Source organism: Anaerococcus sp. Marseille-P3625, assembly GCF_900232825.1.
GTDB lineage: Bacteria > Bacillota > Clostridia > Tissierellales > Peptoniphilaceae > Anaerococcus.
In genome coordinates this window covers 179,560-199,703 of sequence record NZ_OCTP01000010.1, presented here as the reverse complement: position 1 = coordinate 199,703, position 20,144 = coordinate 179,560, and the positions used below count along the sequence as shown (strand labels likewise).

General features: G+C 31.3%; 20 protein-coding genes and 6 pseudogenes. 6 read left to right on the top strand and 20 right to left on the bottom strand.

Annotation, left to right across the window (positions count from 1 at the left end):
- Positions 1–22 precede the first annotated feature (22 nt).
- On the top strand, positions 23–1,015 hold the full coding sequence (locus CS884_RS02215; protein ID WP_099320447.1) for an AraC family transcriptional regulator: 993 nt from the start codon (positions 23–25) through the stop codon (positions 1,013–1,015).
- On the opposite strand, the pseudogene CS884_RS10795 reads toward CS884_RS02215, so the two are convergent.
- Positions 963–1,212 (bottom strand): annotated as a pseudogene (locus tag CS884_RS10795) (polysaccharide biosynthesis C-terminal domain-containing protein); the annotation flags it as partial. The gene CS884_RS02215 and the pseudogene CS884_RS10795 sit on opposite strands and share 53 nt — an antisense overlap.
- On the opposite strand from CS884_RS10795, the gene CS884_RS10895 reads away from it, so the two are divergent.
- On the top strand, positions 1,193–1,306 hold the full coding sequence (locus CS884_RS10895; RefSeq protein ID WP_374220157.1) for a Fic family protein: 114 nt from the start codon (positions 1,193–1,195) through the stop codon (positions 1,304–1,306). The pseudogene CS884_RS10795 and the gene CS884_RS10895 overlap by 20 nt on opposite strands.
- 301 nt (positions 1,307–1,607) lie before the next feature.
- Here the strand turns inward: CS884_RS10895 and CS884_RS02205 are convergent, their stop codons facing one another.
- The 3 genes from CS884_RS02205 to CS884_RS02195 are packed head-to-tail and all read right to left on the bottom strand — an operon-like array spanning position 1,608 to position 3,968.
- A complete protein-coding gene (locus CS884_RS02205) occupies positions 1,608–2,312 on the bottom strand; it encodes an ABC transporter permease (protein WP_099320446.1) in 705 nt (234 codons plus the stop codon).
- 8 nt (positions 2,313–2,320) lie between these two features.
- A complete protein-coding gene (locus CS884_RS02200) occupies positions 2,321–3,073 on the bottom strand; it encodes a hypothetical protein (protein ID WP_099320445.1) in 753 nt (250 codons plus the stop codon).
- 1 nt (position 3,074) lies between these two features.
- Entirely contained in the window at positions 3,075–3,968 is an 894-nt protein-coding gene (locus tag CS884_RS02195) for an ABC transporter ATP-binding protein (RefSeq protein WP_099320444.1), read from the bottom strand.
- 128 nt (positions 3,969–4,096) lie between these two features.
- Here CS884_RS02195 and CS884_RS02190 point away from each other — a divergent pair, with 128 nt between their 5' ends.
- Both CS884_RS02190 and CS884_RS02185 read left to right on the top strand, forming a co-directional pair.
- On the top strand, positions 4,097–4,792 hold the full coding sequence (locus tag CS884_RS02190) for a response regulator transcription factor (protein WP_099320443.1): 696 nt from the start codon (positions 4,097–4,099) through the stop codon (positions 4,790–4,792).
- Position 4,793: 1 nt separating this feature from the next.
- Positions 4,794–6,089: a sensor histidine kinase KdpD gene (locus tag CS884_RS02185; RefSeq protein WP_099320442.1), complete on the top strand. Its 1,296-nt coding sequence runs from the start codon at positions 4,794–4,796 to the stop codon at positions 6,087–6,089.
- 290 nt (positions 6,090–6,379) lie between these two features.
- Here CS884_RS02185 and CS884_RS02180 read toward each other — a convergent pair whose 3' ends face one another.
- The 4 genes and pseudogenes from CS884_RS02180 to CS884_RS10870 form a co-directional block, all read right to left on the bottom strand.
- On the bottom strand, positions 6,380–6,943 hold the full coding sequence (locus tag CS884_RS02180) for a hypothetical protein (protein ID WP_257875733.1): 564 nt from the start codon (positions 6,941–6,943) through the stop codon (positions 6,380–6,382).
- A 41-nt stretch (positions 6,944–6,984) separates the two neighbouring features.
- Positions 6,985–7,290: pseudogene (locus CS884_RS02175) on the bottom strand (type IV toxin-antitoxin system AbiEi family antitoxin domain-containing protein); the annotation flags it as partial.
- An 867-nt stretch (positions 7,291–8,157) separates the two neighbouring features.
- Positions 8,158–8,616: a hypothetical protein gene (locus tag CS884_RS02160; protein ID WP_257875732.1), complete on the bottom strand. Its 459-nt coding sequence runs from the start codon at positions 8,614–8,616 to the stop codon at positions 8,158–8,160.
- 87 nt (positions 8,617–8,703) lie between these two features.
- Positions 8,704–9,024, bottom strand: a pseudogene (locus CS884_RS10870) (terminase TerL endonuclease subunit); the annotation flags it as partial.
- A gap of 378 nt (positions 9,025–9,402) precedes the next feature.
- On the opposite strand from CS884_RS10870, the gene CS884_RS02145 reads away from it, so the two are divergent.
- Both CS884_RS02145 and CS884_RS02140 read left to right on the top strand, forming a co-directional pair.
- Positions 9,403–9,660 (top strand): AbrB/MazE/SpoVT family DNA-binding domain-containing protein, encoded by a 258-nt coding sequence (locus CS884_RS02145; RefSeq protein WP_099320439.1) that lies wholly within the window; start codon positions 9,403–9,405, stop codon positions 9,658–9,660.
- The gene (locus CS884_RS02140; protein ID WP_099320438.1) at positions 9,660–9,926 is read left to right on the top strand and encodes a type II toxin-antitoxin system mRNA interferase toxin, RelE/StbE family; all 267 of its coding nucleotides are present in this window, start codon (positions 9,660–9,662) and stop codon (positions 9,924–9,926) included. The genes CS884_RS02145 and CS884_RS02140 overlap by 1 nt, the downstream gene beginning before the upstream one ends.
- Positions 9,927–10,097: 171 nt before the next feature.
- Here the strand turns inward: CS884_RS02140 and CS884_RS02135 are convergent.
- The 12 genes and pseudogenes from CS884_RS02135 to CS884_RS02075 all read right to left on the bottom strand — a co-directional run.
- Positions 10,098–10,691: pseudogene (locus CS884_RS02135) on the bottom strand (SNF2-related protein); the annotation flags it as partial.
- A gap of 280 nt (positions 10,692–10,971) precedes the next feature.
- Positions 10,972–11,376 (bottom strand): metal-dependent transcriptional regulator, encoded by a 405-nt coding sequence (locus CS884_RS02125; RefSeq protein WP_099320437.1) that lies wholly within the window; start codon positions 11,374–11,376, stop codon positions 10,972–10,974.
- A gap of 8 nt (positions 11,377–11,384) precedes the next feature.
- Positions 11,385–12,518, bottom strand: coding sequence for a metal ABC transporter permease (locus tag CS884_RS02120; protein WP_099320436.1), 1,134 nt, complete (start codon positions 12,516–12,518; stop codon positions 11,385–11,387).
- Positions 12,511–13,380 carry a metal ABC transporter permease gene (locus CS884_RS02115; RefSeq protein WP_099320435.1) on the bottom strand — a complete coding sequence of 290 codons (870 nt, stop codon included), beginning with the start codon at positions 13,378–13,380 and terminating at the stop codon, positions 12,511–12,513. The genes CS884_RS02120 and CS884_RS02115 overlap by 8 nt, the downstream gene beginning before the upstream one ends.
- Positions 13,381–13,384: 4 nt before the next feature.
- Entirely contained in the window at positions 13,385–14,095 is a 711-nt protein-coding gene (locus tag CS884_RS02110; RefSeq protein WP_099320434.1) for a metal ABC transporter ATP-binding protein, read from the bottom strand.
- Between the two features lie 7 nt (positions 14,096–14,102).
- A complete protein-coding gene (locus tag CS884_RS02105; RefSeq protein WP_099320433.1) occupies positions 14,103–15,044 on the bottom strand; it encodes a metal ABC transporter solute-binding protein, Zn/Mn family in 942 nt (313 codons plus the stop codon).
- A 305-nt stretch (positions 15,045–15,349) separates the two neighbouring features.
- On the bottom strand, positions 15,350–15,964 hold the full coding sequence (locus CS884_RS02100; protein WP_099320432.1) for a hypothetical protein: 615 nt from the start codon (positions 15,962–15,964) through the stop codon (positions 15,350–15,352).
- A gap of 7 nt (positions 15,965–15,971) precedes the next feature.
- The gene (locus tag CS884_RS02095) at positions 15,972–16,373 is read right to left on the bottom strand and encodes an HIRAN domain-containing protein (protein WP_099320431.1); all 402 of its coding nucleotides are present in this window, start codon (positions 16,371–16,373) and stop codon (positions 15,972–15,974) included.
- On the bottom strand, positions 16,374–17,036 hold the full coding sequence (locus tag CS884_RS02090; RefSeq protein WP_257875730.1) for a molecular chaperone DnaJ: 663 nt from the start codon (positions 17,034–17,036) through the stop codon (positions 16,374–16,376).
- 592 nt (positions 17,037–17,628) lie between these two features.
- Positions 17,629–18,156, bottom strand: a pseudogene (locus CS884_RS02085) (transposase).
- A 236-nt stretch (positions 18,157–18,392) separates the two neighbouring features.
- Positions 18,393–18,632, bottom strand: coding sequence for a hypothetical protein (locus CS884_RS10775; RefSeq protein WP_257875729.1), 240 nt, complete (start codon positions 18,630–18,632; stop codon positions 18,393–18,395).
- Positions 18,633–18,823: 191 nt separating this feature from the next.
- Positions 18,824–20,110: pseudogene (locus CS884_RS02075) on the bottom strand (recombinase family protein); the annotation flags it as partial.
- Between the last annotated feature and the right edge of the window lie 34 nt (positions 20,111–20,144).

The following is a 20,144-nucleotide window of genomic DNA, read 5'->3' as shown; positions in this document are numbered from 1 at the left end:
GTCTAAAAGGGATAGGTGTATTATGGCATATTACGATTTTGTAAAAGAATATATGAAAGTAGATGAATGTAAAAACAATAAGAAGTATTCAAGTGCAGGCTACACTTTTTGTTGGAAAAAAGAGGATTCAGCCTATGCAGAAGGCCTATATTGGTTTTATGAAGGAGATGGATTTATTATTGATATCCATGATTTTTATATCAGAGAAGAAATAATTCAAAATAGCACATATAGTATGGCGGATTATGTTTCAATTTATTCAAGTTACATTGTCAGTGCAAATGGAGAAAAGTTTAATCCATATCAAACACTTACTGCAAACTCATTATGTACTTTTGACTTTGACAATATAAAAGACGATTTTGTTTTTTTATTACACGAGAATTGTTGTTATCTTGCTGTTTCCATTGGTTTTAAAAAAGAGCTAATAAAAAAACATTTAGCATCTATTAACATTAATCCGGAATCATTTTATTCAGCTTTACTTCAACCGAATCAAATAATTCTTACAAAATCCTTAGAAAAAGTTGCAATGGAAATATTGAATTGTAAAATGGACGCTCCTGCCGCTGATTTTTTCTTTAAAGCCAAAGCGAATGAGTGGATAAGTATAGTGATTGACACATACCTAAATAGAAAAAAATATAAAATTGAAATTGATGATAATAAAGCACTTGAAGATGTAGCAAGATTCTTGGATGATCATTTCGCCATGAATGTAAATCAAGAAACCCTTGAAAAAATATCTAAAATGAGCGGAACAAAATTAAAAAATTTATTCAAAGAAAAATATGGTCAAAGCATTACAGAATACACCCAAAGAAAAAGAATGAATGTAGCTGAAACTCTTCTCTTAAATACCGAACTTTCTATAAAGGAAACAGCTGAATCTGTTGGATACACATCCCATAGCAAATTTTCCATTTATTACAAAAGATATAAGGGAAAACTTCCTAGTGAGGTTCGTAATTTAGCTTGCAAGGATCATAATTTAAAATGCGATTATTGTGATTAGAATAATGGAGTGTTATTATTGTTTGAACCAATTGTGCTGTAATAGTTGCAAGTGCTGCACCTTCAATTGCATATTTCTCCATTAATTTCATTAGAATAAGATCAAGAATTATGTTTAAGAGAGCTCCTGGCCCATAATAGGCATGGCTTTTTCATAAATCCATTTCCACGCATAACCATGTTCGATGTTATTGTATACAAATACGTTAAAATGAACATAGCCCATCCTTTTAGAGAGGGAAATAGCAGGACGAATAGGATTTGGCTTAATTTATTCTTAAAAAAAACCTAAAAAATGTGTAGATTGGAAAACAATCGATAAATACGCTTATCTGTCCGCTATGAAGAGATCGGTTGTAAACACCTGAAATCAACCATTTTTACAATCTGCTCTTACAGATAAAATAGACGGTAGAGAAGTTTTCATGAAAGGAATCGACAAGTCCTACCTCTACGAAGACCTCTATGACATTCCTATAGGAGAAATTTAATAAAAATATAGAAATAAATGCCCCAAAATTAAGATTTAAACTTAAATTTGGGGCTATATTTGTATTATAATTTATTAGCTTTTTCTTAATATCTTTTCATAGCTATTTATTTTCAAATTTTAAAAATTTATTAGAAAGATACAAAAATGTGAATAATTCTCCTAGGGCAAAAGCACTCAGCAAGACCAAATCATGTGGGTTTATGAACCTTAAATTATTAGCCTCTATTGCCAGAAAGCTTAGACCTACAATTTTTAAAGACCTAAAAGCGCTCGCAAAACCAAACATGGTAAAGATTGTAGATAAGAGCACTATGATCCCAAAAGACCTTATCCTTATGGAAAGAGCTCCAAAAATCCCAATTATTGGAAGGGCAAGCAAGATGCTAAGGCCTATATAATAAAAATATATAGAAAAATCAATGGTCAAAAATCCTCCTATATATTTTCCTCCCAGGTAGAAAAGGGCCAGAAAATATATTTGGCAAAGGCAAATTATAAGAAAAGCCAAAATCAATTTTGCTCCCACAAAGGCCATATTTTTCTTTGGGCTAAGTCTAATAAATTTTAGGCCTGCTCTGTGTTCTGTCGCCCAAAGGCTTGCTATTACGATTGCAATTAAGGGAATGTAGAAAAACGAAAAGTAAAACAAGCTTACCTGGGTCCACAAAGATTGCCATTCATTGGTCAATGTTTCCCTATTTCCCATAAAGTTTATAAGGCCAAAGGCGTTAGCTAGTAGGGGAATTATCAGACTTACCAACAAGATATTTGTAAATTTTATTTTTTTAAATTCTAATTTTAACATAAGTCCTCCTAGTCCTTGTATAGATTATAAGTTTTCATTGCCTTTAAGTAGCCAAGGCAGGCTATTAAAAGGATCAGGGCAATTATTGGTGTATAAAAATTTATTGGATTTAGAACCTGGATAAATTCCCCTCCTTCGCTTACATAAGAAATATTTAATAAACTTGCCATCCAAGCAAAGGGATTTACAAAGGCAAGAGTCTCTGATGTAAGCATGGTTATTACTCCAGTAAGACCGCCTATTATTCCTATAAATGATAGGGTATAGACTCTTTTTGATTTCATTTCTATTATCATAAATAGGCCCATAAAAAATAAATTTATTAATATGGCAGATATATTTACCAAGGCAAATCTTAATATCATGTCAGTGTCCATATTAAAATGACCCGACTTTTTTGCTAGTAGGAGAAAGACAATAGCTTCTACTATTTGCAATAAAACTAGTTTTAGGGATAGGTTTTTAAATTTATTTATGAGTATAGAGTTTACTTTTTCTCCAAGACTTACTTGCAACTGCCACATCTTGTTTTTTTCCTCGATTTCAATCACTTTTTTCACCAAAGAAGAGATTAAAATCGGATTTATCAATAAGGAAATAAATAGATATGTGTCTAAGATATAGGCTAGGGGATAATTTCCTTCCGCAAATGATTTTGAATGGCTGACCCCTGCCACCATTAGCATTTGAGCGAAAAATACTATTGGTATTAAAAAATTTATCCCAAGTCTTTTGTATTTTTTTCTTTCTAAGTTTGCCATATTAAGACCTGCTTTCTTCGATAAAAAGTTTTTCTAGGCTTTCTTTTTCTTCTTCAATTCTATATATATCAACCTTTCCGTGCAAGAAATTTACTATCTCAGAAATTTTTCGATTAGAAACTTTGCCCAAAATAATCTTCTTATCCCCTAGCCTTGTTTGATCAAGGTCTAAAAGGGCAAGGGCTTTTTTATTGTCAGATGTTTGGATGGAAATAAATGGTGGATGAAGTTTCCTATAGTCTTCCAAGCTTCCATTGTAGGTTAGTTTCCCTGCCTTGAGAATACCAATATGTGTAGAAATTTTTTCCATCTCATCAAGAATATGGGAAGAAATCAGAATGCTTGTAGAAGTGTTTTTCACTATGTTTTTAAATAAGTTTCTCATTTCCTCAATTCCCTGAGGATCAAGGCCATTTATAGGTTCATCTAAGATCAATAACTTTGGACTACCTATTAGGGCAATTGCAATTCCAAGTCTTTGCTTCATACCAAGCGAATAATCCCTTGCTTTTTTCTTGCCAACATTATTAAGGCCAACAAGGTCAAGAGTTTTTGAAATTTCTGCCTTATCTATTCTCTTAAGCTCACAAATTATTTCAAGATTTTCATAGCCTGTTAAGTGGTCATAAAAGGAAGGATTTTCAATTAGGGCACCAAGATTTTTGTTAAGGTCTTTTTGGTTTCTAGGACTTACTTCTTGGCCAAAAACCTTAATTTCCCCTCCATCTTTTCTCACAAGACCAAGTATAAGCTTCATAAGTGTTGACTTTCCCGCTCCATTTTTGCCTATTAGGCCATAAATTGAACCTTGTTCGATTTGCAGATAGTCAATATCTAGGACTTTCTTCTTGTTATATGATTTTTGTAGATTTTTTATTTCTAATATTTTTTCCATAATCACTCCTCCTAACAAAAGGATACCAGGCTAAGATAAAAATAAGCTTTAAGCAAGGTCACTTTTACATCACAAAAACCAAAATATCAAAAGTCTGGTGTATAATTAGGATAGCAAGGAGGAGCTTAATGGATTTTAGAAATAATTTTTCTATACTAATAGTAGATGACGAAACAAATTTATTGGAAAATTTATATATTTTTTTGAAAGAAAAGGGTTTTAAAAAAGTTTATACCGCCAAAAACCTCAATGAATCTAGGTTTAAACTAGGAAATTTCAAAATCGACCTAGTTGTCCTTGACCTAATGCTACCCGACGGGAGCGGTTTTGATCTATTGAAGGAAATAAGAAAAACTTCCGATATGGCAGTCATAATCCTCTCCGCCCTTGATGGGATAGATGATAGGAAGGAAGGTTTTGAAAACAAGGCCGACGACTACCTAGTCAAGCCATTTTTCCCTGATGAACTCCTTTGGAGGATTGATGCGGTTTTAAGACGCAGTAAAAAAATTAAAAACGAGGAAAGAATATCTTTAGGCAAGGTAATTTTCGATAAGTCCAAGGGCATCCTCATAAAAAATGGAGAGGAAATCCCCCTAACTGCCACCCAATTTAAAATCCTGTCCTACCTAGCCGACAACATGAATGTGATTGTCTCTATTGACCGCATTTTGGAAAATATTTGGGATGATTCCTATGGTTATGAAAACACATTGATAACCCACATTTACAGGATTCGTGAAAAACTCGAAGACAATCCTAGAGATCCAAAAATCCTAATTACCATCAAGGGTTTGGGCTATAAACTGGTGAAGGAAGATTAAGATGTTTAATTACATTATAAAAAGATTTAAAAAAATCGTAATAAGAATCCTTGCCCTTTTATTTTTTCTGACATTTTTGCTAATGGTCTTTCTCTACCTCAACTACAGGTTGGGAGATAAATATCCAAATCCTAATGATGTTTATACTTATATAGCTAATAACAAAACAGATACTTATCTCAACGAAAATAATAAGAACTTTTTAAAAGAAAATGATATTTGGGCCATAAGGCTAGATAAAAATGGCAAAGTCATCGAATCTTTCAACAAGCCAAGAGAGGTAAAAAATAAATTCGAGATTACAGATGTAGTTAGCTTTAACAGGTATTACTTGGCTGATTATCCCGTTTTTACCTATATTGTAGGAGACGGCCTAATCCTTTTTGCCTATCCAAAAAATTCTTTAGATAAATTGCCCTTTAATTATTATAACTACCAGAACCTTGTATTTAATATGTGGCTAGTAGTCATATTTATAGTTTTATTTTTGCTCTTTGTCTATGTTTTTTACAGGATGGATATAAGGGATATACTTAAAAATATTGCTCCTTTTCAAAAGGCCATTGATGGGCTTTTTGAAGATGACTATGAAAAATTAGATGAAAGTGGAGAATTAAGAGACCTTGCCCTTTCAATTAACAAGGCAAACGAAAAATATAATAACTTAAAAAAATCACAAAGTAAGTGGATAAGGGTAGTTAGCCACGATGTTAGGACCCCTCTTGCAAAAATTTCCTGGGAACTTAATAAAGAAAACAAAAATGACCTCGATACAAAAAATATCCAAGACCAGATTTTAAAAATTTCAAATATTTTAGAAGGTCTCAATCTAACTATGTCCCTTGCCAACATCGACAAGGAGAATTTTGAGTCAAAAAGTCCCTTAAAAGTAATCCGAAAAGTCATAGTCGATAAGTTAAATGAAAACCCAAAAAGAGAAATTATTTTTGAAAATAGGCTAAGAGATCCAGATATAAAGCTTAAAATGGATCCAACCTTGTTTTATAGGATGGTCGAAAATATCATAAAAAATTCCCTTGCCTATACCGAGGGAAAAATCGACCTTATAATTTCAAACCCAGATAACCAGCTAATTATAAGGGTCTTAGACCAAGGCTGTGGGGTAGATGAAGATATAATAAAGAGAATTAATGACGAAGATTTGACCAATATTACAAGGCACGGTTTGGGGATTTTTATTTCTAAACAAATAGCCGAATTGCATGATGGGAAATTTTCTATAGAGAATAAGGACCAAGGCCTTGACGTTTCCTTTATCTTTGACCTGATTAATTAAATTTTATTTTAATCATAAATCACAATTAAAAAACGAGCCAGCAAGAAAATCATGTACCGAGCTCCCAATCGTTAGATTTTGGTATAACTTTTTGAGGTCGGTACATGATTCTGAAATAGCATATTTTTTGATAAATCAGAAATAGAATATCTTTCAAAAGAATTATTTGGAATCGTATTATATGATTCTACAGTTGCTTTATATACTGGTTCTGAAAAAAACGTTAACTTAAATGTATCTGAACTTTCATCTAAATTTAAAAATAATAACAACTCTATTGTTTTTGTAATTTAATAAGAAAGTCTTATTCTAGAATCTACTCTATAAAATTCACTAATAGCATGGTCTATCTCATGACTTGAATGAATAATTAAAGCTGGACCATTTTTACACAAACGATCTTTTATTTCTAACAAATCAATTTTTGCATACGGAAAGTATTTATTAATAGAATTTTGTGCCTTTTCTATATCAATAAATATTGAAAGTCCCATATATTTTTTTGTTGGTATGCACGAATCTTCAAAAGAAACTTTACCTATTTCGATTACACTTAGATCGCCTTTACCTATCAGAGCACGTTCATTATTTTCAAGATTAAACTCATAACATCCATCTAAGCAATGATCTATTTCTAAAACCCTGCTTTTTTGATTTATTTTTTGATATGCTGTCTCCATATTTAGGTTATTATATGATAACTGAACACCTTCAAATAAATTGTAGCAACGCATTTCACCACAGCCATTAGAATTTTTAATTGTATAAATTTTACATTCATCAGTAACCTTTTTTTCGGAAAATATATATCCTTCAAGGACATCTTCTATTATATCCGCCTGATTTAATTCCAAAACTCCACCTCCAAATGAATAATAAATAATTAATTTATACCCCTCTTGATATGGCTGGCATTGTAGCCTTGGGGTACAGATATATGAAATACATTTGGAGTTCTGTAGGATAGGTCGTGGAGGTAGAGGGCTGTTTGATGAGAAAATATAATTCGATTACTATTGGATGATATTAAAATAAAATCGTCTATTACTTTTCCTTTTAACTGATATAGTCCTGGTCTTAATCTTTCTAATTGTCCGATTTTTGTTAATTTTGATAAATTATGCCTAGTATATCCAAGTTCTTCTGCTTCTTTGTTGGTGATTACTAAATTTTCTTGTATATAATTTTTAAGTATATCCATAGTCCACCTCCTATCATTTACGATTTTATTATATGTTATAAAAGCGAATATATAAAGTTGGCTTGTGATTGTTTTATATTTTAAAAAGGATGTAACGAATCCTTACTCTCTTCAATAAAAAAAGAGCAGCCTTTTAAGCCACTCTTATAGAAAGTACAAAATGAGTTTATATTATTTTTTGTGTCTCCTCATACCAGTTGCAAAACTACTCTTACATCCATGTAATTTTTTTGAGTCTTTTTGACATATCCTTCTTCGTCTTTATCAAATACAAAGTGCTTATAAAACTGCTTAAAATGCAGGATTTCTAAATTTACATCTTTTGTATCAACGCTACAGCTTCAGCAGTCGATTTCTGCCAATCAAAACTTCCTATTCGGTCGCTTCTCTTGGGAAATCTTTGCATGAGATCTGGCTCTACTTTTCAGTGTAGCTTCGCTTCTTGACAAGTAGGGCTAGAGCTTCAACGTGGCTTGAGGGGTCAGTATAGATAAGATTTGGTATTTTATAAATGCCTCGTTTGTGGGAATGGGTCAATTAATTTTTTAATCTATAGCATTCTAGCCACTTTAATTAATAAAAATATTTTTTATAAGTGAAACGGAAGTCCTGCTAAGGGTTCAGCGAAAACTCTCACACATGAATAAACTGCTGTCATTTGCATAGCAGTAAATTCGTTGACATTCCTTCCTGCTGTTGTTCTCCCAAATAAAAAAGACGATGAAGATTTCCTCTCCCCGTCTTTAGATTTGTCTCTCGACTTAAAAATTAAATTTAAAATGTTTATATTACCACCTCCTAAAAGTCAGCATAAGAAAAACACCTACAGATGTAGATGTTTAACCTTTATTGTAATATTTGTTTGAATTAATCTTCTCTATATTTATAAATTCTATCGATGGTATCCATATCTGTGTTCACAATGTATACGTAATTATGATCATCTGAAACATAGTACTTATATGGTCTGAAAGGATTTCTTAAAAATAAATCAGATACATAAAGGTCATCGGTGTTGTCATTCAGATTTATAATTAGAATTTCCTCTAGTTGTTTAACTTGGTCCAATGTAATACTTCTTTTAGAGATGTCTGTCATACTGTATACTCTGCATTTATTTGGATTAGATGGATCTTTCCCATCCCATAAATATACAGACTGACATCTATCGCATTTCCAGAAGTAATCATTAAACAGTTCATAATCCTCATGAAAAACTATATCTTCAAGCTTTGGATTCTCTTGATTCAAATATTTTCTGTTAAAATCTTGCAATTCCTCTTTTGTGTAAACATCAAATACAATGCTACCATCATGATCCCTCAATATATTTCTGCAAATATAACATCCCATACCAGCCATATCGATTTCTCCTAGTTATTTATTATCAATAAATTAATACCCATTTTACTCTTAAATTACTATAAGTCCTCTATCATCGTAGACAGATTCACTCGTATCATTGCCACACCTTATTGCCCTATCAAGAGCCATTATTGTAGCAATTACTCCATCTATCTTTTCTGTAGATTTTTCCTTATCTGCTTTTATATTTCCAGCAGGATCTGTTCGTATAAATATATTATCCATCATCTACCTTAGAACTGGATGACCTCCGTGGTCTATTTTTCTTTCAAGTGTAAGTTTCATTAACTCTTTTGTTGGTGAAGACATATCTTTAAAACCTCGTCCAAAAGGAATAACTGTAAATCCCATTCCTTCATGTGTGTCGACTGCCTTTTGATGAGTTTCGTAGCAGATTGATTTGATATCTATTCCAGCAGTTGTTATGAGTTTTAGAATCTATTTTATATTTTTCATAGTTTTTATTGTATTCTTTCTCATGTTTCTTACAGAATCGTCCATCAACTAATTCAGGACATCCTGGATGAGAACATGGTCTCTTAAGTTTACTTGGCATTTAAACACCTCTAAATATTAAAAGCCTCGAAGATTAAATCTCCAAGGCTCGTTTTATTATTCTTTTGCTATTTTAACTATACTACAACTACTTACTCTCATTCTATCAACTTTACTCTCCACTTGACTTTTTTCTTAGAAGAAAATATAATTTAGTTAGAAAGTATGAATTTCTAACAAGGAGGCTTTGTTATGTTAGTTGAACTAAAAGCTAAATCACAAGTTACTATCCCAAAAGACATAGTAAAATCTATGGAATTAAATCAAGGTGATCAATTTGAAGTCATAGAAGATAATGGAAAAATTGTACTTATTCCAGTTGCAATCTATCCAGAGCATGTCATAAAAAATTTAAAAGCTGAAGTAAAAGAGATTAAAGAATCTATAAAAAATGGGACTCAACCCGTTTTTGATTCTATCGACTCACTATTCGAAGAGTTAGACAAGTAATGTCCTATAAAATTACTTATTCGAAAGCCTTTAAAAAACATTACGAAAAACTATCTGATACTGAAAAGAAACAGACTAAAAAGAAACTTGAATTTTTCGTAGAAAATCCTACTCATCCATCTTTAAGAACCAAGAAGATACAGGGTACAGATGGCATATGGGAATCTTCTGTTAACATGGATATTCGAATTATTTGGTTCTATGAAAATAATGAATTGGTATTTCTTTTAGATATAGGACACCACGATATCTTAGATGAATTTTAAAATTAGTACTATAATAAAAACACGAATTGAAAACGAAAGTTTTGCGGGTGATGCATTTATGCGTCACCCGATTTTTTTATATCTCTATATTTTTTAAAGTCTTACTATTAAGTCTAAAAATATGCTGAATTGAGTAATTCATCTCAACAGCAATCTTTTCCCAAGATTCAAAACAAAGACTTCATTGTTTATCTTCTCTGGCATTTTAAGATAATCTTCAGCTTTCATAGAAACTGTTATATCTGATATCTTTTCATAGATTGCACCTTCAGCAAAAGGCAGTGGTTTATAGGAATAAATGATTGATCCATTTCTCTTATCTGGTTTGAAGTAGATTTCCCTATACTGACCAATAAATCTTCCAAGTCTCTCTCCCATATCAAGCAACCTAAACTTAGCCCATAAATCCATTAGTCCGTTAGATGATGGCGTTCCAGCAAGTCCAACTATTCTTCTTACCTTTGGTCTTACTTTCATCAAGGCTTTAAACCTCTTTGACCTATGAGATTTAAAGGATGATAGTTCATCAATTACAATCATATCGTAGTTAAATGGTAGTTCGCTCTTATTTATTAGCCAGTCAACATTTTCCCTATTGATTAAATAAATATCTACCTGTTCTTCTAATGATTTTATTCTTTCCTTTTCACTACCTATGACTACTGAATAATTTAAGATATCAAGGTGAGACCATTTTTCTATTTCTACCTTCCATGTATCTCTGGCAACTCTTAGTGGAGCTATGATTAGAACTTTAGATATCTGTCAAACTTACTGCTAAAAGTTCTATCTAAAATCCAGCAAGAGCTCCTGATATCAATAGTCCAAATTCCCTGTAGGCCTTGTTCCTAAATATATCATAAACAAGGATTACTACAATAAAATAAAATATTAATTCAAAACTATTCATTCAACTCATTTATAACTTTCAGATGCATTCAATTTCATTTTATGTAAAAAAACAAGCCCCTAATCTTAGTAGTTAAAGTTTACTAAAATTCGGACTTGCCTTTATGATTTTTTATTTTTTTAAAACATTAATATTTTACCTATTTTCGTTTGTATAAATTCTTTTGCCCTTCGGCGATTTTTTAGGATAAGCTAAAAACTTGTTTAAGGCGGCGAACATTTCTTCACTTGTCACATGCTCTAGTAAGTCCGATTGTTCATGGACTATATCACCATTAAGACCTAGGACATCCACTAGGAAACACTCCCATAGCCTATGTTTGGATAAAATTGCTTTCGCCTCCTTATCGCCTAGTTCGGATAAGTATATTTTGTTTTTTTTCTGGATTACCAACCCATCTTCTATTAGTTTTTTGATCATTTCACTAACTGATGGCCTACTTATCGAAAAATAATCTGATATATTTTTATTATTTGTATAGCCCTTATCTTTTGAAAGTCTATATATAGCCTGAATGTAGTCTTGTCTTATTGAGTTCATCTTATACCTCATAGTGCGTAATCTTTTAACAAATTTATATATAAGATTCTACCCTTTTCAGTTAGTTTATAAATACCATCATCTATAATTATCTTGTTTTCTGCTATTAGCATCTTGCTATATTTTTCTATATCTTCTTTTTTCCAGGATAGGTGTTTGTATATTGTGCCTATACCCAGTTCTTCTTCTGAATTTTCTCCTTGTTGGTGGTTGCCAACGTGAATCACAAATGTATCCTTTTTAAATTCCACATGATTTTTCTTACGCCTTAATATTTTCATCAAAAATCCATTTTTGTTAAATAAAAATGTAAGAAGAAAAGTAATCCCTGCCATGGTTGCTGACATTCCAGACATGGATAGGTTGAAATACATGGCTAATAAAAATCCTAAAACAGAATTTATTATTGAGTAAAGGACTGATATTAAGATCATGACTCTTAGATTTTTGCTTATCAAGTATGCACTTGCGGCAGGTGCTATTAGAAATGATATTACTAAAATAGCTCCCACAGCCTCAAAGGCGACCACCGTTGTAAATGAAGTAAGGGTCATTAGAGCGTAGAATAAAAGTACTTCTGAAAATCCTGCAATTTTTGCAAATTCTGTATCAAAGGTTGTTAGTTTTAGCTCTTTAAAGAAAACTATAATAAAGGCTAAGTTTAATATCCCTATCACAGACATTTCAAATAGGGATTTTGGAATTTCATAACCAAAGAAATTCATAGTATTTAGAGGTGCCATTATGACCTCTCCCATGAGGACGACATCCACATCAAGGTGGACATTTCTCGCATACTTTGTTATAAGTATAACTGCCAAGGCGAAAAACATTGGAAAAACAATACCCACCGCATCATCATTTTTTACAAGTTTTGTCTTCGATAAAGATTCTATAGAAAATACTGTTATTATTCCAAAAAGTGCCGCCCCAAAAACTAGGTAAACTGAGCTAATATCCTTTACGATAAAATAAGCAATTACAATACCAAGAAGTATTGAGTGGCTTATAGCATCAGCTAACATTGATAGCCTCCTTAGTACCAAGAAAACTCCAATAAGACTGCAAGCTATAGCTGTGACTAAGAGCACTAATAAGGTTTGGTAATTTGATATAAATGAGTATCTTAGAAAATCAATCATATTTTTTCCTCACAATCATTTTTCTCATCCCCCTTGGACCAACTAGCATTGATAATAAAGATATAAAGCTCATTATCAGAATAATTGTAGATCCAGTACTCATACCGTCATAGGCTGTGGAAATATAGGTACCTATAAATGCAGAAATTCCGCCAGATACTCCTGCAATTATTAACATAATATGAAACCTATCTGTCCACTGTAGGGCCGTAATTGCAGGAACTATAAGCATGGATGAAATCAATATTGCTCCAACAAGTTTAAGTCCTGTTGTAATCAAAAGCATAGTCGCAATTAAAATCACAGTATTCATCAACCCTGGATTTATTCCAATTGTTTTTGCATAAACTTCATCAAATACATAGACTTTTATTTCCTTATAAAAGGCTATGAGCATTAAGATTGAAAAAATTGATACTATAAATATTATATTTACATCGTTTTTCATAATGTAAGAAGCCTGGCCAAAAATATAGTTTTTAAGACCAGATTGGGAAACTCCAGCATAGTCAGGATTGCCTTGGATAAAACTTTTTAAAACCATGCCTAGTCCAAAAAAGCTTGATAATAAGATGGCTAAAGTAGCATCAAGGTCTATTTTTGAGTTGTTTGAAATAATATCAATTAAGAAAAATGATATAGCACCTGCAAAGGCAGCCCCAAACAAAAGTATGATTGGGGATTTTTCCATTGATAGCATAAAGGCAATGACAATGCCAGGATAGGTACTATGACCTATAGCATCACCTATTAAAGACTTCCCCTTTAAAACGCTTATTGAACCAATTATACCAGTAGCCATGGCTAGAATTATTGTGCCTAAAGCTACTATTATAAATGAATAATTTCTTAAAATATCCATATCCTTACCTCACAAAGGCCTTGTCAACATTTTCTTTTGTAAAAACTTCAGAGACTTTACCTTGAGCTATTACTTTTTTATTTAAAATTATGATATGATCGAAGTATTTTTCTATAGTGTTTAAATCGTGATGAACAACTATGGATGTCTTTCCCTTCATTTGAGAATCCTTCATAAAGTCAAATATAACTTTTTCTGTCACCTTATCAACACCAGCCAGTGGCTCATCCATGAAATATATATCAGCATCTTGGGCAATAGCTCTTGCTATAAAAACTCTTTGCCTTTGACCCCCTGAAAGCTCTGAGATTTGCCTATCTTCAAAATCGTGCATACCAATTTTTTTAAGGGCGGATCTTGCAAGATCATAATCATGCTTACTCGGTCTTTTGAGCCAACCAAGATGGACATACCTACCCATAAGAACAACGTCTAGAACTGTTGTTGGAAAATCCCAATTTACAGATGCTGTTTGAGGTATATAAGCAATTTTTTTCTTAATTTCTTCAAAAGATTTGCCCATAATAGCAACTGAACCTGATAACTTTTTTTGTAAATTTAAAATTCCCTTTATTAAGGTTGACTTTCCTGCTCCATTAGGGCCAATTATTGCTGTAATTGAATTATTAACTATTTCAATATCATTATCCCAAAGGACAGGCTTATCTGCATATGCAATTGTCATATCCTCTACTTTAATAATTACATCTTTCATAAGCCACCTATTTCAAGTTTTCCACAATTAAATCGACGTTGTGTTTGTACATATCTATATAAGAGTCGCCTGCTTGACCCTCTGGCGCTAGAGAATCTGAAAATAATTCCTTGCCTTGGCCTGATACAACTTCAACATCAAATCCTTTAGCATTAACAGCTTCCTTTAACTTTTCCATCCTCATTGGATCAGTAGTTGATTCTGCAAAAATAGCTTTAATTTTATTTTTTACAATAAAGTTTACAGTATCTTCTATATCTTTGTTCGCAACTTCACTATCAGTTGAAACTCCTTGGGGTGCCTTGACAGGAATATTATAAGCTCTTGAGAAATAGTTGAAGGCATCGTGTGGGGTAATCAGAAACCTACTAGATTCTGGAATAGAATTTATTTTTTCCTTATTTTCCTTATCTAGGTCATCAAGCTTAGCAAGATAGTCTTTTAAGTTTTTTTCAATGTTCTCTTTTTCCTCAGGAAGAAGTTTTTCTAAATCTTCTGCAGCATTTCTTGTTGCTTCCTTATAAAGATTTATATTAAACCAAAAATGTGGATCAACTACAACTTTTCCATCTTGCTCCATCTCCCCAACATCTTCCTTTTTAAAGCTTCTAGCTACTGCAGAGCCTCTCTTTTCTAAAACATCAACCATCTTTCCCTCAAAATGTAAACCATGATATAAAAGAAGGTCAGCCTTCTTAATCTTCTCCAAATCTTGTGGCTTAGCTGTATAAAGATGTGGGTCTTCACCAGCAGGTATTATAAGTTCCCTATCAACCTTATCTCCCACAAGATTATCAACCATATCATACAAAAATGATGTTGTAACAGTTACAATCTTTTTCTCATCACCTTGCTTTTTAGCTTCTGAATCAGTTTTATTTGCATTTTTAGAACAAGAACTAGCAATAATAAGCATTGCTAGAGCCATTAATATTTTTTTAAATTTCATATTTCCTCCGATAAATTTTAAAATTACATTATTAGGTGTGCCTAACTATTTCTATTGTAGCCTAAATTTTATTTTTGTCAATCAAATTTTGATAATAATTATCATTTGCTATTCAAATAATTTTTATAGAGAAATTTCAGTTAAGATAAAAATTGTATAAACAAGCTGAAAATATTGATATTAATTAATATTGGCTCTTAATTTTAACTATAAAAACCTGCTTATAAAAATAGTGCAAGATAGAAATCACTTTCTTTCTTACACTATTTATAGCACTAAAAACACCTACAAATGCAGGTGTTAGATTAAATTATAAAATTTTCAATCCAAATCACAGCAAAACTTTTCCCATCTAAGATTCCAGCATTAATTCCCTTATCTGTATAAGAAAACATTTTTTCATTTCCCAAAAAACCAATCATAAGTTCTTCTCCAATACTTATAATCGCATCTTTATCGTGGTAGGTAAATTCATATCCATCCCTAAATTTCTTCCAATCAGATGCTGTAAATAAGGTATTTTCATTCAAAATATCATCTAAATCTTCAATTATATATTCTGTTAAATATTCATCATCAGATATAAGATAATTTACAGAATTATCTTTAAAAGATATATTAACCCCGAGATCATAGGCCAATTTCATCAAATCTAGTTTGCTTACTTCAACTTCTATATGGTTTTCTTCCTTTGATATTGAATAAATTAACTCTTCCCACAAATTTGCATATTCACCAAAGATAAAAAAATACTTAAAGCCTGATGTGATTAGTTTATTAACAGTTTTTTCTATCATAAATCTATTATTAATGTTATTTGAAATTATAAAACAGTTTTCTCCTGATATTGGATCGATATCAAAATCACTGCTATCTTTTGCACATAAATTATTATAAAGCCAATCGTTATTATAGTACATATCACACCTAATAATCGTTAAGATATATCTTTATTTTTATCCTCGCCCACTTACCTCGCATTTCTTTTTCCTCTACTTTTGCAAAAAGATTTTTGCCAGCGTCCATTAGCCTTGAAGAAATTACATTATCTTGACGAGGAAGGTAGCCTATTTTTTCTTTTCTTGATGTTTCTATTGAAATGGCTTGGGGATCGTCTTCGTTGTCAGGCTCTCGGTAGAATACTAACTTTCCTCCTAATTCTAAAGTTTCGTAGATTTCCCCAATATTTTCAACATGAGTAGTCCCTGCCACATATGAATCAAAAAGATAAATATCATGTTCAAATGGTTTGGGAAGGTCAACTCCCTTTTCATTATTAATTATAATATCAATATGGCCATTTTGATCTTTTTTTATTAAATCACTCATTTATCTCCTCAATAATTCTTTTATGTATTTTTTCTGGGTAACGATGGCATCTTGGTAGGATTTTAGGTCATTTTCCAAAGTATTAAGCTTTTCTTGCTTTTTGTCTTCATCCTCTATATAAATCTTACAAGTATAGAGACTTTGAGATTTTATTTCAACGATATCTTCTTTAATTTTCTGAACTAATTCTTGTAATCTTTTGACCTCATCCATCAAAAATTTTCCAGTTAAAGGATTGTCAATATCAATATCTCCACTACAAACTATTTCGTAAATAATTTGCAGAGAATAAAGGTCATCGTCCTTATATGATTCTGTGGCATTATAGAATAACTCTTTCTCACTATCAGAAAGTTCTGGCTTAAGGTCAGAGTGTAAGGTTCTTACAATTTTTCTATATAACTTTTTTAGTAAAATTGTATCTTCCTTAGGTAAAATATCTAAATGCGACCTACTAATTGCATGGTTAATTTCATCCATCTTATAGTCTAGCTTTTTCTTATAATCAGCAAATTCTAAATCAAGTATAGAGTCAATTTCTGATAAATCAATTTTCTCTTTTCGATTAATCTTAGACTGAATTAAAGCTTTCTTTCTTCTAAGCCTATGATACTTACAAAAAGCGGAGAAATTCTTGTATTCAAGACTGCCAAAAATTAACATATATTAGGTTTTAATATTTTCGCAAACTACATAATAAATATTGTCTCTTTCGAGGAATAATTCTGCCAAAGTTTCTTTAAGTTCTTTATGTTTTCCTTAAGTTTTTTATCGTCAGAAAATCCAATTATTTTTCCCATAGAAATACCTTTCTTAAATGTTCTTTAAATTTTATTAAAAATAAAAAGACCCCAACATAAGAGCAAAGTCAATCATGTTGGGTTTTTCTTATGTATTTTTTTTGGGCTATTAATACCTTCTGTTAGATAGGTCTTCTTATCAGTCACAATTCCATTTATTGTTTGCTTTACTGCTTTCATTATAACATAATTTCCACTAAATCACTCACTAATATCAGAAGTAAATAATACATACCCTTATTCAGATAAGCTGCCAGATGAAATTGTAAAGGAAAAAAAGCTAATAAATTTTATAGAAGATTTCAAAAAAATCTACACATTACTTGGATTTTTCTGAGCAAAAAAGAATATTATATGATAATGCCATAGCCTTTAATTAGTCAAGTCCATAATATTTTGTAAAATCTACTAGCACAATATTTACTATTTTATTCTAATCTATAATTTAGAAGATGTTATCCAATCTTCATTGATATCAATGTGGATTGGTCTCCAAAAGACGACGGGCTGAATATTAATCTAATAACTGATTCTTGATTAGGGAATATCCTAATTACTTTTTCACGTCTTCTAACTTCTTAGTTTATTCTTTCTGGGCAATTGGTTGACCTAAGTCTACTATGAACCACTTCATTAGCTAGATATGCAAAGGCATCTTCAAATCCTTCGTCTAAGATGTTTAAAGAGTTTTGAAATTTCTTTTTATTTTCGTATTTTAAGAATATTTCATCTTTCATTTTTCTTGCCAAGTTGATATCTAGGATTTTAAATAGTGCTTTGATATCAGTTCTAAATCCTTCAGTGTTTTTCTTTGGTGTTTTTGATAGGATGTTTCTTAGAAAATGAACCTGTAATCTTTGCCATATTACATTTAAGAATGTTTCCTTTATTGCTTTTACTAGGCCTTTGTGGGCATCTGATATTACTATTTTAAGGCCAGATAGTCCTCTAGCTTGTTTGTTTCTAAAATTATATTTTGGCAAATTTTAGTATCACGTATTATATCATCCATTAATTCTTCAAAATCTGGAAGTTCAATTGATATCTTAACTTTGTTGAACTCACTAGAATTTTCTAACAATTTAAATCTATGTTTCTTTCTATTTATTTTTTTAATAAGGTAGTTGTATTTATTTATAGTATTTAATCTATAATCAACGATAAATTCACGAAATAAATCGTACCTTTTAATCTTAGTCGGAATTTTTGAAATTTCCTCTTATAAATAAAAAAGTTTATTTGACAACTTTAAACTTTCGATTTCATTCAAATAATCAATTATCTCAAAAGATATTTCTATCAAATTATCTATTTGTCTTATTACTAATGTATTATTATAATTTCTTACTTGCTGTAAAATCTCAGCATTTTTCAATTCATGTTCTAATTTTCGATTTTCTTTCAATTCTTTTATTAGTATATTTTTTGCTACAACTGTTGAAACAATTATAGCCAGCACTGATATACATGTGGATACAACAAATTCAATATTATTGATTACATATTTAATGGCAATCAGCTCAATAAAATTATACTAACTAAATACCTATGGATTTTTCCTTTAATAATATATTTTTAAATATCACTTAATTTTTTATTACTAGAATTATAATTTGAAATTGCAAAAATAGTATTATTGCACTTTTTCATTTATTCCCTTTCGATCCTTGACATCAATACTACCGTCTCCACATGTTCATCATTGTCCAAACTTATATTTAAATCATCGTCTACAATTGGGAGCCTGAAAGTAATTGATTTTAGCCATTGTCCGTTAGGCTGTTTTTCTTCATAAACCTGAATTTCGGAAATCAAAGCTGTAATTAACTGTCTACGCTCTACATCATTCATGACTTTATAGAGTTTATCAAAATAAATCAGAATCTTATATATGTTATCTCCTGTAAGTTTTTCAGCTTCAATAGTCTGTTTCTTTGCTTTCGCATCAATTAACAATGATTCTAAGTCTTCAATCTTATCATACATACGATAAAGTCTATCGTCTAAGTCCTGTTTTCTTCGTTTGTAGTGCTTATCATCAGCATCTAAATTATCTATTTCCTCAATTAGTTTAAACTTTGTAGAATGACTCTTCCTCAATTCCTTTTGGTAATTATCTATTTCTTTTTCTATTTCAGAGGTATCCACCTTCATGTTGATTTTTTCTTGCATCATAGAAGCAAATTTCGGATTACTTACAATCTTGACAATCACCTCTGCAACAGCATCATCTAACAATTCTTCTCTAATTTGCTTACTGAATGTACACTTATGACCTCTTATCATCTGCCTATGTTTACAACCATAGTAATAAAAATCTTTATACTTTGTGCCATCTTTCTTTTTCTTGATACACTTGTTTCCAAACATTCCCACTCCACATATCGGGCATTTTACAATTCCAGAAAGCAAGTGCGTGCGTGTATCTTTTCCTTTATTCACATGCTCATATTTCTTTGCTTGAGATTTTAGCTTAACCTTAGCAGCTTGCCAAACTTCATCGGAAACTATAGCTTCATGTATCCCTTCAGATATTAGATATTCATCTTGTTCAACCTGCTTATATTCATTTCTTGTACCATGAACTTTTTCTAAAGTTCTTCTTCCAAATGCTATTTTCCCATTATATACAGGATCCTTTAATATCTTTCTTATAAGACCTGCATCAAACAAAGGATTCTTACCATTCTGTCTTGGGATTTTTCTAATTCCATGATTCTCTAAGTATTTAGATAGTCCATTGGCTCCTATCGTAGTATTTACATACTGGTCGAAAATCGTTCTTATGGCAACTGCCTCTTCCTCATATATAAACAGCTTGCCATCTTCAAGTCTATATCCATATGGAGCAAAGCCACCATTCCATTTTCCTTCCCTTGCTTTTTGAATGCGACCTTCCATTGTTTGAATACGGATGTTTTCTCTTTCTATTTCAGCTCGACAAACCTAGGAATTGTTATATAACTTCATA

Bases quoted from the DNA above. Each gene is read 5' to 3' on its own strand.
- CS884_RS02100 (WP_099320432.1), bottom strand. From the start codon at position 15,964: ATGTACTATAATAACGATTGGCTTTATAATAATTTATGTGCAAAAGAT.
- CS884_RS02105 (WP_099320433.1), bottom strand. From the start codon at position 15,044: ATGAAATTTAAAAAAATATTAATGGCTCTAGCAATGCTTATTATTGCT.
- CS884_RS02145 (WP_099320439.1), top strand. From the start codon at position 9,403: ATGTTAGTTGAACTAAAAGCTAAATCACAAGTTACTATCCCAAAAGAC.
- CS884_RS10895 (WP_374220157.1), top strand. From the start codon at position 1,193: ATGTTCGATGTTATTGTATACAAATACGTTAAAATGAACATAGCCCAT.
- CS884_RS02125 (WP_099320437.1), bottom strand. From the start codon at position 11,376: ATGAACTCAATAAGACAAGACTACATTCAGGCTATATATAGACTTTCA.
- CS884_RS02185 (WP_099320442.1), top strand. From the start codon at position 4,794: ATGTTTAATTACATTATAAAAAGATTTAAAAAAATCGTAATAAGAATC.
- CS884_RS02090 (WP_257875730.1), bottom strand. From the start codon at position 17,036: ATGTTAATTTTTGGCAGTCTTGAATACAAGAATTTCTCCGCTTTTTGT.
- CS884_RS02195 (WP_099320444.1), bottom strand. From the start codon at position 3,968: ATGGAAAAAATATTAGAAATAAAAAATCTACAAAAATCATATAACAAG.
- CS884_RS02140 (WP_099320438.1), top strand. From the start codon at position 9,660: ATGTCCTATAAAATTACTTATTCGAAAGCCTTTAAAAAACATTACGAA.
- CS884_RS02120 (WP_099320436.1), bottom strand. From the start codon at position 12,518: ATGATTGATTTTCTAAGATACTCATTTATATCAAATTACCAAACCTTA.
- CS884_RS02200 (WP_099320445.1), bottom strand. From the start codon at position 3,073: ATGGCAAACTTAGAAAGAAAAAAATACAAAAGACTTGGGATAAATTTT.
- CS884_RS02115 (WP_099320435.1), bottom strand. From the start codon at position 13,380: ATGGATATTTTAAGAAATTATTCATTTATAATAGTAGCTTTAGGCACA.
- CS884_RS02215 (WP_099320447.1), top strand. From the start codon at position 23: ATGGCATATTACGATTTTGTAAAAGAATATATGAAAGTAGATGAATGT.
- CS884_RS02095 (WP_099320431.1), bottom strand. From the start codon at position 16,373: ATGAGTGATTTAATAAAAAAAGATCAAAATGGCCATATTGATATTATA.
- CS884_RS02190 (WP_099320443.1), top strand. From the start codon at position 4,097: ATGGATTTTAGAAATAATTTTTCTATACTAATAGTAGATGACGAAACA.
- CS884_RS02110 (WP_099320434.1), bottom strand. From the start codon at position 14,095: ATGAAAGATGTAATTATTAAAGTAGAGGATATGACAATTGCATATGCA.
- CS884_RS02205 (WP_099320446.1), bottom strand. From the start codon at position 2,312: ATGTTAAAATTAGAATTTAAAAAAATAAAATTTACAAATATCTTGTTG.